This window comes from Enterobacter sp. V89_11, from assembly GCF_029967775.1.
Classification (GTDB): Bacteria; Pseudomonadota; Gammaproteobacteria; order Enterobacterales; family Enterobacteriaceae; genus Enterobacter; species Enterobacter ludwigii.
Genome location: NZ_JASCAN010000006.1, coordinates 197648 through 216588 on the forward strand (window position 1 = coordinate 197648; position 18941 = coordinate 216588).

Genomic DNA, 18941 nt, shown 5'->3' on the forward strand with positions numbered 1-18941 from the left:
AATAGAGTTCAGAAAATTAATCTATTTCGCTGATTGCTACTTTCACCACAATTTTACGAATTGCCGATACCTTATTTTTAATACAGGCAGGACGGTGAACATCCTGCGGAAAAAATATGGCGTACGTGCCGGGCGTCATTTCTATAAATGATTCATTTTCGCTGCCGTGATAAAAAACAATATCCCGCTGTTCCAGCAGTGATTCGCTTATTTCGTTATTGCCGGTATCAATGGCGACACCGATTTTCTCTTCACCCCATGCCAGAAACTGAATGTCCAGATAGCGACGGTGCACTTCGGGACGGTTCTCATCCCACGTCCGGGTGGTGAGGTCGAGCACCTGAGCAAAGATGTTACGTCCGTCAATGTCCACCACGCCAGGTGCCAGCGCCGTGAAATCCGTGGTGCGCAGAAAATCGAGCGCTTTCTCTATCGCCCGCGGCAGGCGACACGGATTTGGCTGCGAAATATGTCCTAAAATCATGGCCCACTCCTTACAGAGACTGGATTTTCGCCCACACGCTGTCGTCAATGGTGATGCCGTTGCGGCGGTTCTCTTCGAGCAGACGTGTGAATTCATGACCCGGCAGTCGAACCGCGACGTTGTCATCAGCCCGCTCGGCGTTGATGATAAAGTCCATGATGCGCTGCAGTTTGGCATCGCGGGTGGGTCCGTCGATCAAACGATCGACCTCGATGGCGATAAAGATTTGTGACACGCCATATTCGTCGCTGTTGTCCTGGGTCACTTCCGCAACGGAGGATCCGTTGGAGAGCAGGGTTGCGATCATGTCGAGGACGATGGATAAGCCCGATCCTTTCCAGTAGCCCATCGGCAGAATGCGGCGGTTTTTCTCGATCACACCAGGTTCTCTGGTGAGATGCCCTTCATCGTCAAAGCCCCCATCCACCGGCAACGTGCGTCCGGCCAGGCGATTCACTTCCAGCATGCCGTAGGAGAACATTGACATCGACATATCGACCATTGTGATCGGCGTAGACGGAATCGCCACGATCAGAGGGTTAGTGCCGATGCAGCACGCTTTCGAGCCCCAGGCTGGCATGACGGCAATGGAGTTAGTCCAGCAGATCCCGATGTACCCCTTCTCTGCGGCCTGCCAGCCGTAGCTGCCACCGCGCATCCAGTGGTTGGCGTTTCGCAGTGCCACCAGGCCGATACCGTGGTCGGCGGCCAGTTCGGTGGCGCGATCCATCATCTTTTTCGCCGTCAGGTTGCCAATGGAACGTCGGGCATCCCACTGTTCGATGGCACCCAGCGAGGTCACCCGTGTTGGCTGGGCATCAGGAATGATGTCGCCGGCATCAAGCTGCTGAATGAAACGAGGGAAGCGGTTAACCCCGTGTGAATAGACGCCCGATTCCGTGGTGCGGGCAAACATCTCCGCGCAGGCGTCGGCGGTGTCCGCTTTTACGCCGCGATCGACCAGGACCCGCCTGAACGCCGCTTTTAACTCTTCAAAGGTCACTTTCATCCTTGTTCTCCTGTTTTTGTCGGGGCAAGTGCGAGTGCTTTTTTATCGCTAAATTTCACTATGCGAAATCTGATTTCAAATATAGCGATCAAATTTTGCCAGATCAACGACATTCATGATTTTCAAAATCGATTAAAATCAACTGGTTGTGTTTTTTCTGTTGAGATCGTGAACTGAACCACACTTTGCGCTACCATCAGGACGCGATAAAAAGGAGCCATTGGATGAGCACGAAAGAGAGCGAAATGACGCAAGAAAAAGAGAGGCCAGCAGGTAGCCAGAGCTTGTTTCGCGGCCTGATGCTGATTGAGATCCTCAGCAACTACCCGAACGGGTGTCCGTTGGCCCATTTATCGGAACTGGCAGGGCTGAATAAAAGCACCGTGCACCGCTTACTGCAGGGGTTACAGTCGTGCGGGTACGTTACCCCGGCGCCTGCGGCGGGCAGCTACCGCCTGACCACCAAATTTATCGCCGTCGGGCAAAAGGCGCTGTCGTCGCTGAATATCATTCACGTGGCGGCCCCGCACCTTGAGACGCTGAATATCGCCACCGGTGAGACGGTGAACTTCTCAAGCCGCGAGGACGATCACGCCATTCTGATTTATAAGCTGGAGCCCACAACCGGTATGCTGCGCACGCGCGCTTACATCGGTCAGCATATGCCGCTTTATTGTTCGGCGATGGGCAAAATCTACATGGCGTTTGGTCATCAGGACTATGTGGCGAGCTACTGGCAGAGCCATCAGGAGCAGATCCAGCCGCTCACCCGCAACACGATTACCGAACTGAGCGCGATGTATGACGAGCTGGCGGAAATCCGCGAGCACAGCATGGCGATGGATAAAGAAGAGAACGAGCTGGGCGTCTCCTGTCTTGCCGTACCGGTGTTTGATATTCATGGCCGCGTGCCGTACGCGATCTCCATTTCGCTCTCGACGTCCCGCATGAAGCAAATTGGTGAAAAAAACCTGCTGAAACCGCTGCGGGAAACGGCAGAGGCTATCTCAAAAGAGTTGGGTTTTAACGTGCGCGGAGCGTGACAGATGAACCGATTTATCCTGGCTGATACGGAAAAATGCATTGGCTGCCGTACCTGCGAAGTGGCCTGCGTGGTGTCGCATCAGGGAATGCTTTCTGCAGGCGCGTTTACGCCCCGCATTCGGGTGGTCAAAGGCGGTGCATTCACTACGGCTGTGGGCTGCCATCAGTGTGAAGATGCCCCTTGTGCCACTGTTTGTCCGACACAGGCGATTCGCCACACCGCGGGTGCCTGGCGGGTGGAGCCGGCGCGCTGTATTGGCTGTAAAAGTTGTGTGGTAGCGTGCCCGTTTGGGGCGATGCAGGTTCAGCGGGTGGGGAACCGCGTTCAGGCGGTGAAATGTGATTTGTGCGCAGATCGCGAGGCTGGACCCGCCTGTGTGGAGGCGTGCCCAACCCACGCGCTGCGCTGCGTTGACCCCGCCAGATTACGCACCGAACGGCTGCATAATCTGGCGTAACGCGTTACTGGCTATCTTCGCGCCAGGCGTACTCAATCTCTTCGGCGAGAATTTTCACGCCTGCTTCGATTTTCTCCGGATCGGGCACGTAGTTCATGCGCATGCACTGATGCGTATGCGGCCACGGCTTATCCAGACCCGGGAAGAAGTAATCACCCGGCACCATCAACACGCCGCGCTTTTTCAGGCGCTGGTAGAGAAGCTCGGTGGTGATCGGCAGATCCTTAAACCACAGCCACAGGAAAATTGCCCCTTCAGGTTTGTGGATCAGGCAGCGTTCTTCCGGTAAGTAGCGGCGAAGAATGGCGATCGTTTCCTGTACCCGCTGGTAATAGAACGGCTTAATAACCTCGTTCGACAGGCGCAGCAGGTCATTACGTTTGATCATTTCGCACATCATCGCCGGGCCGATTCCCCCCGGGGAAAGGCTGATAATGCCGTTCATGTTGGTAATGGCGGTGATGATTTTTTCATTGGCGATGATGATCCCGCAACGGCTGCCCGGCAGACCCAGCTTTGAAAGGCTCATACACAGGACGATGTTCGGGTTCCACAGCGGACGTGCTTCGCTGAAGATGATCCCCGGGAACGGTACGCCATAAGCGTTATCAATCACCAGCGGGATGTCGTGCTGATTCGCCAGCGCATCCAGCTTCATCAGTTCGTCGTCGGTGATGACGTTGCCCGTTGGGTTGGTTGGACGTGATACGCAGATCATGCCCGTCTCTTCACCAATATGCAGATGTTCAAAGTCGACGTGATATTTGAACTGGCCTTCTGGCAGCAGCTCAATATTCGGGCGCGCCGAGACGAACAGATCCTCTTCGAGGCCGGAATCGGCATAGCCGATGTACTCTGGCGCCAGCGGGAACAGCACTTTTTTGGTGGTGCCGTCGGCGCGACGGCCTGCGAACAGATTAAACAAGTAGAAAAATGCGCTCTGACTGCCGTTTGTCAGTGCAATATTCTGTGGTTCGATATCCCAACCCAGCTCTTTGCGCAGCATTTCAGCAAGCAGCGTCAGCAGTTCGGTTTTACCCTGCGGGCCGTCGTAGTTGCAAAGCGCATCGGTTGCTTTCCCGCTTTCCAGCATCTGAGCCAGCAGCGTCTGAAAATAGGTGTTCATCTCCGGGATTTGAGCCGGGTTTCCGCCGCCGAGCATGATGGCGCCTGGTGTGCGCAGCCCGTCGTTGAGGTCCTCCATCAGGCGAGTAATGCCTGAATGGCGGGTGAATTTGTCGCCGAAAAGTGAAAACGTCATAGCAGGTGATCTGTCGAGCTTATTTTGAAAGTGGGTAACCATAACGCTAGCACCGTGCTGGTGCAAATCGAGAGATGCGGTCGGGATTGTTGTTTTATGTGGTGGGAAGGTATTTAGGTAGTGGATTGTTCTGGTGAAATATCCCTCTCCCGGAGGGGGAGAGGGAACCGGTTGGCGTCATTATTGATTACCCGCCCACACCACCATGACCTTATCGCCATTGTGCTCGCGAACGAAGCCGTAGCCTTCTTTCAGCGACAGCGTGGTTTGTTTGCCTTCACCTATTGCGGGATGACGGGCGCGGAACTGGCCCAGAACCTGCCAGTGGGCGACGGTTAAGGCCTGCTTGCCCGTCACGTCCTGCCAGTTCATATCCGAGCGGGTGCCCTGTAATGGATCGGACCCTGTCGGTCCGAATGGCCGCTCGGATTCATCGCCGTAGTAAATTTGTACGCTGCCCGGGGCGAGCAGGAGCAGCTCTGCGGCACGCTGGCCGCCTTCACGGAAAAGGCGTGTGTCATGCGACGAGAGATAGCTCAGGACATTGAAGCTTTGCAGTTTTTCCGCCATCTGCTGCCAGGTCAGGTCGATGTCCGCCAGACAACCGACCGCTTTTGCTGCCTGCTCCTGATAATCAAAGTTGATCATCGCGTCAAACCCGTGGCGGTAATAATCGCTTTGCATCACGCCGTGGCCCCATGACTCGCCGGTCATCCAGAACGGGGTATTGTCGAGTTTTTTGTCGGGGTTCGCGCCTTTCCAGGCTGCCAGCGCCTGGCTTGCCTGATCTTTCAACTGCTGCCAGGCCTCGAGTTCCACGTGTTTTGCCGTATCCACACGGAAACCGTCAATGCCATAGTCACGTACCCACTGGCTGAGCCAGTGGGTCAGGTAATCACGCGGGGTGTAGCCCGAAATGGTCTTCGCGTGGGTATCAGGTTTATGTTGGTAGAAGTTGGGTAAACCGGAAGGGGTCGTCGACTCCGTTTTCAGATCCGGCAGGAACGCCAGCGACAGGGTTAAATCGTCGAAGCCGGGATTGTCATAATCGCCAATGTCGGTGCGGATCCACTTTTTACCCCACCATTTTTCCCAGGCGGCTTTGTCGCTGAAGTTGATGTAATCGTTGAAGCTGTGCCAGCTTTGGCCTGCTCCCGGCTTCCAGTCCGTCCAGTGCTCGCCCAGCGTTTTTTTCAGTTCATCACCCTGCAGATAAAGGGCCCCAAACTGGAACGTCTGCATGTCTGCGAGCGTCGCGTAACCCGTGTGGTTCATGACGATATCAAACAGGATGCGGATACCGCGTTTATGCGCTTCATCGACAAGGTGGCGTAAATCATCTTCGGTGCCCATGTTGGCATCAAGCGTGGTCCAGTCCTGGGTGTAGTAGCCATGATAGGCGTAGTGGGGGAAGTCACCTTTGGTGCCACCGCCAACCCAGCCGTGGATCTGCTCCAGCGGGGAGCTTATCCAGAGCGCATTCACGCCCAGCTGCTGTAAATAATCGAGCCGGGTTGTAAGCCCCTTGAGATCGCCACCGTGGAAGGTGCCGATCTCCTGCATGCCATCTTTGTGGCGTCCATAGCTGTTATCGTTAGAGGGATCGCCGTTGACAAAGCGGTCAGTCAGCACGAAATAGACGGTGGCGTTTTGCCAGCTAAACGGCGCAGGTTTGTCGGTTTCGGCGCGTTCAAGCAGCAGCAGGCCGTTGCTGTTGGCGGCGGGTTGCAGGGTGATTTTTCCATTCTGCACTGTTGCAGTCTGTTTGCTGTAGAAATCACGGACCACCGATCCTTCCGGGAAATCGTTGCCAACTTCAAGCGTCAGGGGTTTACCGTCCCACTTCGGACACTGGCGGGTAACGTTTGCAAGCGACGGTTCCGTTGCGCTCTGAATAGTCAGCATCAGTGTGGGCGTACCGGAGCGGGTATCGACACGCATCTGATACTCGCCGTCGCGGAACAGTCGCCACTGCGGCGGCGTGCCGTCACATTTTTTAAGCGACAGCATCTCATTGAGTTTTATTGCATCCGTTGGCTGCCAGCACGTGTTGTCAAAACTCAGCGTAAGAGGGCGAGTACCCTTCGCAAGCTTTGCCTGGCTGGTGAATATCCCGGTGCCTTCGGCGCTAAAGGCGTTGAAACCCGGTGATGACCAGTCAGCATGAGCCAGTGCGGGTAACATCAGAAAAGCTAATGCGGTGCGTTTCATTCCATTTTCCTGTCGCGGCATTTTTGACCAGTGTGCCATCAGGTGTTGGGTAAAAACTCATCCCCCGGGGCTTTCTGCAAGGATGACGCGTGAGGATGAGTGATCCCGCGCAAAATTAGGAAGTTATCTGCGAGTTCGCGCACAATTTTTCAGAATTGATGCTTATGTGAGCAGGTTTCAGGTGACATAGTTTCGGAATTGGACTATTTCTATACGTGCTCTTGCAGTCTATTTTTGTTAGGATTTGAGATTCCGCTCTCAAATTTGTGAAAAAAATAAGGTGTTGGAATGTTTATATCCGACCAGGAGACCTAATGATATCGACTCCCATTCGACGATATGGGGCCGCGATACTCATGTTACTCACCATGGCATTTTCGGGTGAGGTGCTTGCGAAGACGCACACGGATACAACGAGTAAGAAAGCCCACGTAATAAAGACGACAAGTAGTAAGGTTAGCAGTAAACAAGAGTATTCTCGCAATAGTGCAAAGAGTAGTTCACTTCCTGATTTGCGAAAATACCCTTCCGGAACACCAAGGAAAAAAGCGTTTCTCCGGACGGTAATGCCTTACATCACAAGTCAAAACGCCGCGATTACTGCGGATCGTAACTGGTTGATTGCCAAACAGTACGACAGCCGTTGGTCGCCATCAGAACGCGCGCGTCTGAAAGATATCACCAAACGCTACAAGGTGAGCTGGAACGGTAACACGCGCCGTGTGCCGTGGAACTCTCTCTTAGAGCGTGTCGACATTATCCCGGGGAGCATGGTTGCGACCATGGCTGCAGCCGAAAGTGGCTGGGGTACCTCGAAACTGGCGCGTAATAACAACAACCTGTTTGGTATGAAATGTATCAAGGGGCGTTGTAACAATGCACCAGGTAAGGTGAAAGGCTATTCTCAGTTTGAATCGGTGAAAGATTCTGTGAATGCCTACGTGGTGAATCTGAACACGCATCCGGCCTACTCATCGTTCCGTAAATCGCGCGCTCAGTTGCGTAAAGCGGATCAGGAAGTGACGGCCAGCACGATGATCCACAAGCTGAAAGGTTATTCGACCAAGGGACAGAGCTATAACAACTATCTGTTCGCGATGTACCAGGATAACCAGCGATTAATCGCCGCACATATGTAATTCAAAAAAACGCCTTCCATCGGAAGGCGTTTTCTTTTCTCTTTTTTCTACATCATCACTTCGCTGTGACGCTCCCGGTACTCTTTTGGCGTACTTTCATACTCCTTTCGGAACACCGAATAAAAATATTGCAGCGACGGGTAACCGCACATCTGTGAGATTTCGTTGATCGACAATGAGGTGGAGATCAGCAGGCTGCGTGCTTTCTCCAGTTTCTCGGCGTGGATGACGGCATGAATGGTTTCGCCCACTTCCTCTTTAAACCGCTTCTCCAGATTCGAACGGGAAATACCCACCGAGTCCAGCACCTGATCGACCTTAATCCCTTTGCAGGCGTTGTTGCGAATGTAGTGCATGGCCTGAATAACTGCCGGGTCGCTTAAGGAGCGGTAATCCGTTGAACGGCGTTCGACTACACGGACAGGGGGAACCAGTAAGCGCTGAAGCGGCAACGCTTCTTTATCCAGCAGACGATGCAGTAACTTTGCCGCCTGATAGCCCATCTGACGCGTACCCTGTGCAACGGACGAGAGCGCCACGCGAGAGAGGTAACGCGTCAGCTCCTCGTTATCGATGCCAATGACGCACAGTTTTTCCGGCACCGGAATGTGTAAATGTTCGCAGACCTGCAAAACGTGGCGGGCACGAGCATCCGTAACGGCAATGATGCCGGTTTGCGGCGGCAGGGTTTGCAGCCAGTCCGCCAGTCGGTTTTGCGCGTGCTGCCAGTTTTCCGGCGCGGTCTCCAGCCCCTGATAAACCACGCCGCGGTACTTCTCCTGCGCGACAAGCTGGCAGAAAGCATGTTCGCGCTCAACTGCCCAGCGCTTGCCGCTGGTTGACGGTAAACCATAAAACGCGAAGCGATGGACGCCTTTCTCTTTCAAATGCAGGAAGGCGGTCTCAACCAGCGCATGGTTATCGGTGGCGATATAGTGAACCGGCGGATAGTGCTCGGGCGCATGGTAAGACCCGCCGACGCCAACAATCGGAACGTCGACGTCAGTCAGCAATTGCTCAATGACGGGGTCGTCGTAGTCAGCGATGACCCCATCGCCCAGCCACTCTTTGATGTTTTCGAGACGGGTTCGGAAATCTTCTTCGATAAAAATATCCCACTCGGATTGCGACGCCTGCAAATATTCACCAACGCCCTCCACCACCTGACGGTCGTAGGCTTTGTTGGCATTGAATAACAACGTGATGCGGTGACGCTTTTCAAACATGGCTAACTTCCCAAATAAGTCACAATATTGTTATCAGGCTCGTCGCTTGGTTGCAGAGTCCATCCAGACTGCCAGCAAAAGAATGGCCCCCTTGACGATATACTGCCAAAACGTCGGGACGTCCATCATACTCATCCCGTTATCCAACGAAGCCATGATAAATGCCCCCATCACCGCGCCTGCCACGCTGCCGACACCGCCTGCGAGGCTGGTGCCGCCAATGACACAGGCGGCGATAGCGTCCAGCTCGGCGATGTTCCCGGCCGAGGGAGAACCCGCCCCCAGACGCGAGCTGAGGATCAACCCGGCGATAGCAACCATCAGGCCGTTAATGGCGAAGACGGCGAGTTTGGTGCGCTCGACGTTGATCCCTGAAAGGCGAGCAGCCTCAAGGTTGCCGCCGATGGCATAAATACGGCGACCAAACGCGGTGCGCGTGGCCATAAACATCCCGGCCAGCAGCAACAGTGCCAGCAGCAATACCGGCGTCGGGACACCGCGATAGTCGTTCAGAAGCCAGATTGCGCCCAGTACAATGACCGCAGTGAGTGCCTGACGACCGACTGTGGACGTTGACGCTGGCGATGCCAGACCCAACGCCTGACGGCGCATTCGTCCACGCCACTGCCAGGCCACAAACGCCAGCAACCCAATCACACCGAACGTAAAGCCGACGCTATCGGCGAGGTAGCTCTGACCAATTTGTGACATGGCTGCACTGGTAGGGGAGACGGTGGTGCCGTTGGTAATGCCAATTAAGATCCCGCGGAAGGCCAGCATCCCCGCCAGCGTGACAATGAACGACGGGACTTTACGGTAGGCAACCCACCAGCCGTTCCAGGCGCCCAGCAGCAGGCCCAGCACCAGCGTAACCGCAATGGTCAGCGGCAGTGGCCAGCCAAGCCAGACGTCAAAAATGGCCGCCACGCCACCAAGCAGACCCATCATCGACCCCACCGACAGGTCGATTTCCGCCGAGATAATCACGAATACCATGCCCACCGCGAGGATGCCGGTAATGGCAGTCTGACGCAGCAGGTTAGAGACGTTACGCGCGCTTAAGTACGAGCCATCGGTCATCCAGGTAAAGAACAACATGATGGCAATAATCGCCGCGATCATCACGAAAACCTGCAGGTTCAACGCTTTTAGACCGGCAAACGCGCCGGGCGTCGGAACAGCGACTTTAATATCAGACGGATTGCTTTTCGACATGACGTTCGCTCCTTAAAGCGGCTTCCATCACCTGCTCCTGCGTCAGGTTCTGGTTAATCAGATTGGCTTTCAGTTTTCCCTCGTGCATGACCAGCACGCGATCGCTCAGGCCGAGCACTTCGGGTAACTCAGACGAGATGACAATGACGGCAATCCCTTGCTGTACAAGCTGATTAATCAGTTTGTAGATTTCGTACTTGGCGCCGATATCGATCCCACGCGTCGGCTCGTCCAGGATCAATATGCGTGGATTGAGGAGCAGGCAGCGCGCCAGGATTGCCTTCTGCTGGTTGCCCCCGCTCAGACGTCCAATGGCCAGTTCCGGGGAGGATGTTTTAACCTTGAGTCTGGCGAGCGACTGGAGAATGCACTGCTGCTCAGCAGCATCATCGAGGCTGCTCAGCGCACCGGAGAACCTATTGAGAGCGGCAAGCGTGATGTTTTTACCCACCGCCATGACCGGGACGATGCCATCTTTCTTGCGATCTTCCGGTACCATGGCGATACCGTGGGCAATCGCCTGCTGGCAGTTCTCGATTTTTACCGGCTGTCCGTCGATAAAAATACGGCCTTCCCAGCGGCCCGGCCACACGCCAAACAGGCACTGGACGGCTTCAGTGCGCCCGGCCCCGACTAACCCCGCAATACCGAGGATTTCGCCGCTGTGAAGGGAAAACGAGACGTCATTAACGCGCTTGATGTGGCGGTTAACGGGATGCCACGCGGTGAGGTTTTCCACGCGTAACACTTCGTCACCCGTGGTGTGCGGTTCGTTTGGATAGAGCGCCGTGAGCTCGCGCCCCACCATCATGGTGATGATGTCATCTTCACTCATGCCGGCAGCTTCACGTGTGCCGATGTGCTGACCGTCGCGGATCACACAGATGGTGTCCGAAATGGCTTTTACCTCATTGAGCTTGTGCGAAATGTAGATGCAGGCAATGCCGTGGTTTTGCAGATCGCGAATGATATTGAGCAGGACGGCCGTTTCCTGCTCGGTGAGGGAGGCCGTTGGCTCATCGAGGATCAGCAGCCTTACCTGTTTGTTCAGCGCCTTGGCGATTTCAACCAGCTGTTGTTGCCCGAGGCCAAGATCACCGACGCGCGTATCCGGGGAAATCGCGAGACTTACCTGGGCCAGCAGTTTTTCACAGCGTAGCGTCATGGTGTCGTAATCCAGTACGCCATGACGTGAAATTTCGGCCCCCAGAAAAATGTTCTCCAGCACGGTGAGGTGCTTCACCAGCGCCAGCTCCTGGTGGATGATGGCGATGCCTTTGCGTTCGGTATCGCGAATGTGTGTCGCCTGAATCACTTCACCGGCAAAGACAATTTCGCCTTCGTAACTGCCGTGCGGGTAGATCCCACACAACACTTTCATCAACGTCGATTTGCCCGATCCGTTTTCGCCACACAGCGAGACCACTTCGCCGGGATTGAGCCGCAGACTGACGTTGTCGACCGCTTTCACCGCGCCAAAGCGCTTGGTGATGCTTTTCATTTCAAGTAAATAAGGCATAACTGCTCCACATGACCCGAGGGAAGAACAGTACAACTCGATGCGCCCCCGCAGAGCAGGGGCGCGCTGGATTACAGTTCACTCTTCTTGTGGAAACCGTCTTTAATGACGGTGGCGTCAATGTTGTCTTTATTGACTTCAATGGGGGTGAGCAGACGAGCCGGAACATCTTTAAGCCCGTTATTCAGCGTCGCGTCTGCCTTAGGTTGCTTACCATTTCCCAGCTCCACGGCAATTTCCGCCGCCGTATTCGCAAGCTGGGTAATCGGTTTGTAGACGGTCATGGTTTGTGTGCCTGCCATGATGCGTTTGACGCCCGCGAGGTCGGCATCCTGACCCGAAATAGCCACTTTTCCTGCCAGCCCCTGGGCGCTGAGTGCCTGGATTGCGCCCCCTGCGGTGGCATCGTTGGATGCGACGACAGCATCGATTTTGTTGTTGTTGGCGGTTAAGGCGTTTTCCATGATTTTCAGCGCGTTTTCTGGCAGCCAGCCATCCGCCCACTGATCGCCGACCACTTTAATCTTACCGCTGTCGATATACGGCTTCAGGACTTTCATTTGCCCTTCGCGGAACAGCTTGGCGTTGTTATCAACCGGCGAGCCGCCCATCAGGAAATAATTGCCCTGAGGTACTTTGTCGATCAGGCTTTTAGCCTGTAATTCACCCACTTTTTCATTGTCGAACGAAATATAATAATCGATATCCGCATTATTAATCATGCGGTCATAGGCTAAGACTTTTATGCCTTCTTGTTTGGCTTCTTTAACGACATTACTTAATACCTGGCCGTTATAAGGGATAATGACCAGCACATCGACGCCGCGGTTGATCATATTCTCAATTTGCGACATTTGCGTTTCTTCGTTGCCGTTCGCGGATTGCACAAACACATTCGCGCCAAGTGATTCCGCTTTTTTCACAAAAATATCGCGATCTTTCTGCCAGCGTTCAAGGCGCAGATCGTCAATCGCCATGCCAATTTTGACTTCCTTGGCATGTCCGGCAAAGCTAGCAAGGAGGAGCGTAGTGCAGAGAGTAAGGGACAGGTTCTTTATCTTCATAATTATAGGGCCTTTTTGTAGGGGTATGTGTTGCTGAGATAAAAGAAACATTCACTGCTGGGACGCAGCAAATTTTTAACGGGGAAATGCGGGCTGGCAATTACAGATTTTTATCTTCGCATTATGATATTTGGTTTATTTCTGAATTTATGACCGCGATCGAATTTTAAAATACGTAACGTCTTAATTACATTTGATTATGGAAGAGGGACCGGAAAATAGTTTGCCTGCACATTATTTTGCGAGCCAGCGCACAGTTGTGCATTCTCTCAATAGCAGTGTGAAATAACGTAATTGAGCAAGCCAAAATGTCTATTCACTATTACTCCTGTATCAACGACTCGCCGCATACCCTGATTATGGAGCTCAATATGCAAGCTTATTTCGACCAACTCGATCGTGTTCGTTACGAAGGCCCGAAAACAACCAATCCTTTAGCATTTCGTCACTACAACCCGGATGAGCTGGTGCTGGGTAAGCGCATGGAAGATCATTTGCGCTTTGCCGCCTGTTACTGGCATACCTTCTGCTGGAACGGAGCCGATATGTTCGGCGTGGGTTCCTTTGACCGTCCATGGCAGCAGCCGGGTGAGGCCATCGAGCTGGCGAAGCGTAAAGCCGATGTCGCCTTTGAATTCTTCCACAAGCTGAACGTGCCGTACTACTGCTTCCATGACGTGGATGTCTCGCCGGAAGGCGCCTCACTGAAAGAGTATCTGAACAATTTCGCGCAGATGGTGGATGTGCTGGCGGCTAAACAGCAGCAAAGCGGCGTGAAGCTGCTGTGGGGCACGGCCAACTGCTTTACCAACCCACGCTATGGCGCGGGTGCGGCAACCAATCCGGATCCGGAAGTGTTTAGCTGGGCGGCAACGCAGGTGGTTACCGCAATGAACGCCACGCATCAGCTGGGCGGCGAAAACTATGTGCTGTGGGGCGGTCGTGAAGGCTATGAAACCCTGCTCAACACCGACCTGCGTCAGGAGCGCGAGCAGATTGGCCGCTTTATGCAGATGGTGGTCGACCATAAACACAAAATCGGTTTCCGCGGTACGCTGCTGATCGAACCGAAGCCTCAGGAACCTACTAAGCACCAGTACGACTACGACGTTGCTACCGTGTACGGCTTCCTGAAACAGTTCGGCTTGGAAAAAGAGATCAAAGTTAACATTGAAGCCAACCATGCCACGCTGGCCGGCCACTCTTTCCATCACGAGATCGCGTCTGCTATCGCGCTGGGTATCTTCGGTTCTGTTGATGCTAACCGCGGCGATGCGCAACTGGGTTGGGATACCGACCAGTTCCCGAACAGCGTGGAAGAGAATGCGCTGGTGATGTATGAAATTATCAAAGCGGGTGGTTTCACCACCGGCGGGCTGAACTTCGATGCCAAAGTGCGCCGTCAGAGCACCGACAAATACGACCTGTTCTACGGCCATATTGGCGCAATGGATACCATGGCGCTGGCGCTCAAAGTCGCCGCCCGTATGATTGAAGACGGTGAACTGGATAAACGTGTCGCGAAGCGTTATAGCGGCTGGAACAGTGAGCTGGGTCAGCAAATTTTGAAAGGCCAGTTATCGCTTGCGGACGTCGCGAAGTACGCTGAACAACATCAACTGGCACCGCAGCATCAGAGCGGGCATCAGGAGCTGCTGGAAAACCTGGTTAATCACTACCTGTTCGATAAATAACAGCGAGTAGATAATAACGTAAGCCCGGTAAGCGTCGCGCCACCGGGCATTTCTGTTAAAGGAGTCACCGAATGTATATCGGGATTGATCTTGGCACATCGGGTGTGAAAGCCATCCTGTTAAGCGAGCAGGGCGACGTGTTAGCAACGCAGACAGAAAAGCTGCAGGTCTCACGTCCGCATCCGCTATGGTCGGAACAGGATCCGGAGCAGTGGTGGCTGGCAACGGATCGTGCAATCAAAGCGCTAGGTGAACAGCACAGTCTGCGTGACGTCAAAGCCCTCGGCATTGCCGGGCAAATGCACGGCGCGACGTTACTGGACAGTCAGCATCACGTTCTGCGACCGGCCATTCTCTGGAACGATGGTCGCTGTGCAGAAGAGTGCGCACTCCTTGAAGAGCGAGTACCCACCTCCCGCAGTATTACCGGCAACCTGATGATGCCCGGTTTTACCGCACCAAAGTTACTGTGGGTACACCGCCATGAGCCGGAAATTTTCCGTCAGGTGGCGAAAGTTTTACTGCCAAAAGATTATCTGCGTTTTCGCATGACGGGTGATTTCGCCAGCGACATGTCCGACGCTGCCGGCACGATGTGGCTCGACGTGGCCAAACGTGACTGGAGCGAGGCCATGCTCGATGCCTGCCACCTGACTCGCGAACATATGCCAGCGCTCTATGAGGGCAGTGAGATAACGGGTACCTTACAGCCTGCCGTCGCAGAACGCTGGAATATGCCTGCTGTCCCGGTGGTGGCCGGTGGCGGTGACAACGCGGCGGGTGCCGTGGGGGTCGGGATGGTGGAAGCTGGGCAGGCGATGCTTTCGCTGGGAACGTCTGGCGTCTATTTTGCGGTCAGCGATGGTTATCGCAGTAATCCTGAAAGTGCCGTTCACAGCTTCTGCCATGCGCTGCCGGGAAAATGGCATCTGATGTCGGTTATGTTGAGCGCCGCCTCTTGCCTTGACTGGGCCGCGAAACTGATCGGGATGGCTGATGTTCCGGCACTGATTGCTGCTGCACAGCAGGCGGATGAAAGTGCGGGTACCGTCTGGTTTTTACCCTATCTTTCCGGCGAGCGCACGCCGCATAACAACCCGGAAGCGAAAGGGGTATTCTTTGGGTTAACCCATCAGCATGGTCCGGCGGAACTGGCTCGTGCCGTTCTGGAAGGCGTGGGATATGCCCTGGCGGACGGAATGGACGTGGTACATGACTGCGGTGTGACGCCGGCGAGTATCACCCTGATTGGCGGCGGTGCGCGTAGCAGCTACTGGCGCCAGATGCTGTCTGATATCAGCGGACTGCAGCTCGATTTTCGTACCGGTGGTGATGTGGGGCCTGCGCTCGGTGCAGCGCGACTGGCACAGATTGCCATGAACCCGGAAACGCCGCTTTCTCAGCTGTTACCGCAGCTTCAACTGGAACAGGCGCATCTGCCTGATGCGGCACGTCATGCGCGTTATGCGCAAAGACGCGAGGTATTTCGCAAAATCTACCAACAGCTGCTGCCGCTGATGTCGTAAATACGGTTGTCTGTCAGAGGCATGAGGTTGTCCTTTTTTGGTCTGTGCGGGCCTTTATTTCCTTGCCAGTATGGTGTCATACCCACTGGCGAGGAGATTCAACATGTCACGTACTGCATTAATCAACATCGATACTCAGCAGTCATTTCATCACCGCGATTACTGGCAGGAGAACGAGATTCCTGCCTTTCAGCAGGCGATGCTGGGGCTGATTGAGGGCTGCCAGGCGCGTGGCATTCCTGTCGTTGATATTTTCCATGTAGATGAAGACGGTCCGTTCACACTGCAAAGCGGCTATGTCAAACCGATGGCCTTTTTACGTCATCAGCCGGACGTGGTCTTCCAGAAACACGTCCATAATGCGTTCACGGATACCGGGCTTGACCGCTGGCTGCGTGAGCGAGACATTAATCAGCTCATCGTGTGCGGTATTCGCACGGAGCAATGCTGTGAAACCACTGCGCGGGTGGCATCCGATCTGGGCTATGCTGTGACCTTCGTTAGCGAGGCAACGCTCACGTTTCCAATGACGCACAAGGGGATAACCCTGAGCGCAGAGGAACTGCGCCATCGTACCGAGACGGTACTGGCCGGGCGGTTTGCCGACATTAAAACGGTTGCGGAGACGCTGGAGTCACTGTAATGAGCATCGACGTCTGGTTTGTGATGTTGCCCGGGGTGCTGTCATTAGACATGACGGGCCCGGCAGAGACCTTTGTGCTGGCAGGGGACGCGTTTCGCCTGCATTACATTGGTCCGCAGGCAGAGGTTCCGACGTCGATTGGTCTGATGATGGGCGGTATTCAGCCGCTGCCGGAAAGCCTGCCTGAGGGCAGTTTGCTGGTGCTGCCGGGGGTAAGCGACTCCCGCTTTCAGTTTTCAACGCCGCAGGCGCAGCTGATCCAGCACTGGTTAATGCGCCTGCAGCCGCACATTCATCGTCAGGATATCACCGTCATGTGCGTCTGTTCAGGGGCGTTGCTGGCGGCAAAATCGGGCTTGCTGAACCACCGGCAGTGCACAACGCATCATGACGTTATAAGCCGTTTGCGTACGGCGGATCCGACGGCAATCATCAAAGAAAACCGGATCTTCGTGCAGGATGAGAATATCTGGACCAGCGCCGGCATCACCTCGGGCATCGACCTGGCGCTGCATATGATTAACCGTCTGTGTGGCGCAGAAAAAGCGCTGGCCGTGGCGCGCGAAATGGTGGTCTGGTTTCGTCGCTCCGGGGACGATCCCCAGCTGTCGCCATGGTTACGCTACCGCAATCATCTTCACCCGGCCATTCATCGTGCGCAGGATGCGCTTACCACCGAGCCGCACAAAGCCTGGGCTTTACCCGATATTGCCGCTCTGGCGCATGTCAGCCCGCGCCATTTAACGCGGCTTTTTCAGACGCATTTAGGGATAAGCGTTCGCGACTATCTGGAGCAGTTGCGTCTGGCGGTGGCTGAACAGTGGCTGTTGCAAGGGCGTGGCGTGGAACAGGCCTCACTGGCCGCGGGATTTTCCTCCCCGCGCCAGTATCATCGTGCCCGACAGCGCAGCGTTAACTGACGAAGCGGCGGGTGTCGACCTTCTGCAGCAGCATTGACAGCAGCAGGCTCGCCATCAGCGTGACGGTGAAAATCCAGAGGATATCCAGCACCGGCCAGCTTTTGAACTCGACCCCTCTCGTTCTCAGGGCGTGGATCACCAGCGCGTGAAAACCGTATATACCGAGCGAGTGCCGGGAGATAACGCTCAGCACCGGAAGAGGGCGTGCGTTCAGGGTGTTTTTGGCGAGCGTAAGCAGGGATACGGCACAGATGAAGACCATCGGGCCGCAATACAGGTACCAGGTATCGGCAAAATTGCCGCGCCATTGCAGTTCATGCAGCGTTCCACGCGAAATCACGATCACGCCGATGATAAACAGCGCTGCACATAGCCCGTTCATGCCGCGTTTTTGGGTGTCCATCATCCCGATAGCTCGCCCCAGCATGCCGTAGAGTACGTAGTAAAAGGTATCGCCGTTGATATAGAGATTGACCGGTAACCATTCAAAACCATCAATTTTCTGCGAGACCGTATTCGGGTTAGCTATGATGCCAATGACCACCATCAGCGCCAGCAGCATTTTCCCGCTCACGGTTTTCACCTGAATCAGTGGGGAAACCAGATAGATAACGATAATGGCGAAGAAAAACCACAGATGGTAGAAGACGGGTTTTTGCAGAAGGTATTTGAGAGATAGCCCGGCGTTAATCGAGGTGAACAGGGTGATATAGAGCAAGGCCACGGCGCTGTAGAAGCCCAGGCAGGCGGCGATGCGGATAAAATGACGCGGTTGCGCGCTACGCTCGCCAAAAAAGAGAAAGCCGGAAATCATAAAGAACAACGGCACACTGACCCGCGACGCGGAGTTAAGAATATTGGCTATATCCCAGTTAACAGGGCTGATACTGTGCGCATTGGTGACATACCAGGTCGTCGTGTGGATCATGACCACCATCAGACACGCTATTCCTCGCAGATTATCAATCCAGCTAATTTTTGACGACATCAGTTCCTCATCATCCCTTGTAAATTCAGTGTGACTGCGATTGTATTGAAGCCTCTCTCTGGAAAATTCTGAGTTTTATTGAGCAGCCTTGTTTGAAAGCCGCGAGGTTCGCAGAATGCCAGGGCATAATCTATAAAAGCTTTGCTACTAAAAATAACAGCCACTGAACAGGGCGGTAATAAAAATGATGATGAAGCGTGCGGCGTCACTCTTTCTGCTGTTTATCCTGGCAGGATGCAGTACGCCACCCTCTGCACCCGTGCAAAAAGCACAGCAGGGAAAAATCAGCCCGGAACGCTCCCTGAATATGGAGCAGTTCTGTAAGGATCAGGCTGCGCGCCGCTATAACTCGGATGCGCAGAACATTGATGTCACCGGATTTGAGCGATTCCAGGGGAGTTATGAGCTGAAAGGCCATACGTCCCGTAAAGAGGGCTTTGTCTGTTCGTTTGACGCAGACGGTCAGTTTTTACATCTCTCCATGCGCTAAGCCGCTCGCATAATCAACAGCCAGACGCCGGCAGCTGCCTGGCGTGGTGG

General features: G+C 54.4%; 17 protein-coding genes. 8 read left to right on the plus strand and 9 right to left on the minus strand.

Going from position 1 to position 18941, the window contains the following annotated elements; genetic code table 11:
* Window positions 1-16 precede the first annotated feature (16 nt).
* Window positions 17-484, minus strand: a complete 468-nt coding sequence (locus QLG09_RS06895) for a YhcH/YjgK/YiaL family protein (protein WP_049023118.1) — start codon at window positions 482-484, stop codon at window positions 17-19.
* A gap of 10 nt (window positions 485-494) precedes the next feature.
* On the minus strand, window positions 495-1493 hold the full coding sequence (yiaK, locus tag QLG09_RS06900) for a 3-dehydro-L-gulonate 2-dehydrogenase (RefSeq protein WP_014168108.1): 999 nt from the start codon (window positions 1491-1493) through the stop codon (window positions 495-497).
* Window positions 1494-1717: 224 nt separating this feature from the next.
* Here yiaK and yiaJ point away from each other — a divergent pair, with 224 nt between their 5' ends.
* Window positions 1718-2536 carry an IclR family transcriptional regulator YiaJ gene (gene yiaJ / locus QLG09_RS06905; RefSeq protein ID WP_020882654.1) on the plus strand — a complete coding sequence of 273 codons (819 nt, stop codon included), beginning with the start codon at window positions 1718-1720 and terminating at the stop codon, window positions 2534-2536.
* A gap of 3 nt (window positions 2537-2539) precedes the next feature.
* A complete protein-coding gene (locus QLG09_RS06910; protein WP_032679988.1) occupies window positions 2540-2995 on the plus strand; it encodes a 4Fe-4S binding protein in 456 nt (151 codons plus the stop codon).
* 4 nt (window positions 2996-2999) lie between these two features.
* Here QLG09_RS06910 and avtA read toward each other — a convergent pair whose 3' ends face one another.
* Window positions 3000-4256 carry a valine--pyruvate transaminase gene (gene avtA / locus QLG09_RS06915; RefSeq protein WP_020882652.1) on the minus strand — a complete coding sequence of 419 codons (1257 nt, stop codon included), beginning with the start codon at window positions 4254-4256 and terminating at the stop codon, window positions 3000-3002.
* 180 nt (window positions 4257-4436) lie between these two features.
* Window positions 4437-6467, minus strand: coding sequence for an alpha-amylase (locus tag QLG09_RS06920; protein ID WP_049023119.1), 2031 nt, complete (start codon window positions 6465-6467; stop codon window positions 4437-4439).
* Window positions 6468-6781: 314 nt separating this feature from the next.
* On the opposite strand from QLG09_RS06920, the gene QLG09_RS06925 reads away from it, so the two are divergent.
* On the plus strand, window positions 6782-7606 hold the full coding sequence (locus tag QLG09_RS06925; RefSeq protein WP_020882650.1) for a protein bax: 825 nt from the start codon (window positions 6782-6784) through the stop codon (window positions 7604-7606).
* A gap of 47 nt (window positions 7607-7653) precedes the next feature.
* On the opposite strand, the gene xylR is transcribed toward QLG09_RS06925, so the two are convergent.
* The 4 genes from xylR to xylF form a co-directional block, all read right to left on the minus strand.
* A complete protein-coding gene (gene xylR, locus QLG09_RS06930; RefSeq protein ID WP_020882649.1) occupies window positions 7654-8832 on the minus strand; it encodes a D-xylose utilization transcriptional activator XylR in 1179 nt (392 codons plus the stop codon).
* A 33-nt stretch (window positions 8833-8865) separates the two neighbouring features.
* Window positions 8866-10047, minus strand: coding sequence for a xylose ABC transporter permease XylH (gene xylH, locus QLG09_RS06935; protein ID WP_014168116.1), 1182 nt, complete (start codon window positions 10045-10047; stop codon window positions 8866-8868).
* Window positions 10025-11566 carry a xylose ABC transporter ATP-binding protein gene (locus tag QLG09_RS06940; RefSeq protein WP_079231518.1) on the minus strand — a complete coding sequence of 514 codons (1542 nt, stop codon included), beginning with the start codon at window positions 11564-11566 and terminating at the stop codon, window positions 10025-10027. The genes xylH and QLG09_RS06940 overlap by 23 nt, the downstream gene beginning before the upstream one ends.
* A 71-nt stretch (window positions 11567-11637) precedes the next feature.
* Window positions 11638-12630, minus strand: a complete 993-nt coding sequence (gene xylF, locus QLG09_RS06945) for a D-xylose ABC transporter substrate-binding protein (RefSeq protein WP_032679983.1) — start codon at window positions 12628-12630, stop codon at window positions 11638-11640.
* Between the two features lie 371 nt (window positions 12631-13001).
* On the opposite strand from xylF, the gene xylA reads away from it, so the two are divergent.
* The 4 genes from xylA to QLG09_RS06965 all read left to right on the plus strand — a co-directional run bounded on the left by xylA (window position 13002) and on the right by QLG09_RS06965 (window position 17413).
* Window positions 13002-14324 carry a xylose isomerase gene (gene xylA, locus QLG09_RS06950; protein ID WP_086462926.1) on the plus strand — a complete coding sequence of 441 codons (1323 nt, stop codon included), beginning with the start codon at window positions 13002-13004 and terminating at the stop codon, window positions 14322-14324.
* Window positions 14325-14395: 71 nt separating this feature from the next.
* Window positions 14396-15850 (plus strand): xylulokinase, encoded by a 1455-nt coding sequence (xylB, locus tag QLG09_RS06955; protein ID WP_282488787.1) that lies wholly within the window; start codon window positions 14396-14398, stop codon window positions 15848-15850.
* A gap of 103 nt (window positions 15851-15953) precedes the next feature.
* Window positions 15954-16493 carry an isochorismatase family protein gene (locus QLG09_RS06960; protein WP_047742815.1) on the plus strand — a complete coding sequence of 180 codons (540 nt, stop codon included), beginning with the start codon at window positions 15954-15956 and terminating at the stop codon, window positions 16491-16493.
* Window positions 16493-17413, plus strand: coding sequence for a helix-turn-helix domain-containing protein (locus tag QLG09_RS06965; protein WP_282488788.1), 921 nt, complete (start codon window positions 16493-16495; stop codon window positions 17411-17413). Before QLG09_RS06960 ends, QLG09_RS06965 begins: the two co-directional genes overlap by 1 nt.
* Here the strand turns inward: QLG09_RS06965 and QLG09_RS06970 are convergent.
* The gene (locus tag QLG09_RS06970; protein WP_014168123.1) at window positions 17406-18401 is read right to left on the minus strand and encodes an acyltransferase; all 996 of its coding nucleotides are present in this window, start codon (window positions 18399-18401) and stop codon (window positions 17406-17408) included. The two genes, QLG09_RS06965 and QLG09_RS06970, sit on opposite strands and share 8 nt — an antisense overlap.
* 184 nt (window positions 18402-18585) lie before the next feature.
* Here QLG09_RS06970 and QLG09_RS06975 point away from each other — a divergent pair, with 184 nt between their 5' ends.
* The gene (locus tag QLG09_RS06975; protein ID WP_014168124.1) at window positions 18586-18891 is read left to right on the plus strand and encodes a YsaB family lipoprotein; all 306 of its coding nucleotides are present in this window, start codon (window positions 18586-18588) and stop codon (window positions 18889-18891) included.
* The last annotated feature ends 50 nt before the right edge of the window (window positions 18892-18941 follow it).

Coding starts and splice junctions, on each gene's coding strand:
- QLG09_RS06895 (WP_049023118.1), bottom strand. CDS start 484: ATGATTTTAGGACATATTTCGCAGCCAAATCCGTGTCGCCTGCCGCGG.
- yiaK (WP_014168108.1), bottom strand. CDS start 1,493: ATGAAAGTGACCTTTGAAGAGTTAAAAGCGGCGTTCAGGCGGGTCCTG.
- yiaJ (WP_020882654.1), top strand. CDS start 1,718: ATGAGCACGAAAGAGAGCGAAATGACGCAAGAAAAAGAGAGGCCAGCA.
- QLG09_RS06910 (WP_032679988.1), top strand. CDS start 2,540: ATGAACCGATTTATCCTGGCTGATACGGAAAAATGCATTGGCTGCCGT.
- avtA (WP_020882652.1), bottom strand. CDS start 4,256: ATGACGTTTTCACTTTTCGGCGACAAATTCACCCGCCATTCAGGCATT.
- QLG09_RS06920 (WP_049023119.1), bottom strand. CDS start 6,467: ATGAAACGCACCGCATTAGCTTTTCTGATGTTACCCGCACTGGCTCAT.
- QLG09_RS06925 (WP_020882650.1), top strand. CDS start 6,782: ATGATATCGACTCCCATTCGACGATATGGGGCCGCGATACTCATGTTA.
- xylR (WP_020882649.1), bottom strand. CDS start 8,832: ATGTTTGAAAAGCGTCACCGCATCACGTTGTTATTCAATGCCAACAAA.
- xylH (WP_014168116.1), bottom strand. CDS start 10,047: ATGTCGAAAAGCAATCCGTCTGATATTAAAGTCGCTGTTCCGACGCCC.
- QLG09_RS06940 (WP_079231518.1), bottom strand. CDS start 11,566: ATGCCTTATTTACTTGAAATGAAAAGCATCACCAAGCGCTTTGGCGCG.
- xylF (WP_032679983.1), bottom strand. CDS start 12,630: ATGAAGATAAAGAACCTGTCCCTTACTCTCTGCACTACGCTCCTCCTT.
- xylA (WP_086462926.1), top strand. CDS start 13,002: ATGCAAGCTTATTTCGACCAACTCGATCGTGTTCGTTACGAAGGCCCG.
- xylB (WP_282488787.1), top strand. CDS start 14,396: ATGTATATCGGGATTGATCTTGGCACATCGGGTGTGAAAGCCATCCTG.
- QLG09_RS06960 (WP_047742815.1), top strand. CDS start 15,954: ATGTCACGTACTGCATTAATCAACATCGATACTCAGCAGTCATTTCAT.
- QLG09_RS06965 (WP_282488788.1), top strand. CDS start 16,493: ATGAGCATCGACGTCTGGTTTGTGATGTTGCCCGGGGTGCTGTCATTA.
- QLG09_RS06970 (WP_014168123.1), bottom strand. CDS start 18,401: ATGTCGTCAAAAATTAGCTGGATTGATAATCTGCGAGGAATAGCGTGT.
- QLG09_RS06975 (WP_014168124.1), top strand. CDS start 18,586: ATGATGATGAAGCGTGCGGCGTCACTCTTTCTGCTGTTTATCCTGGCA.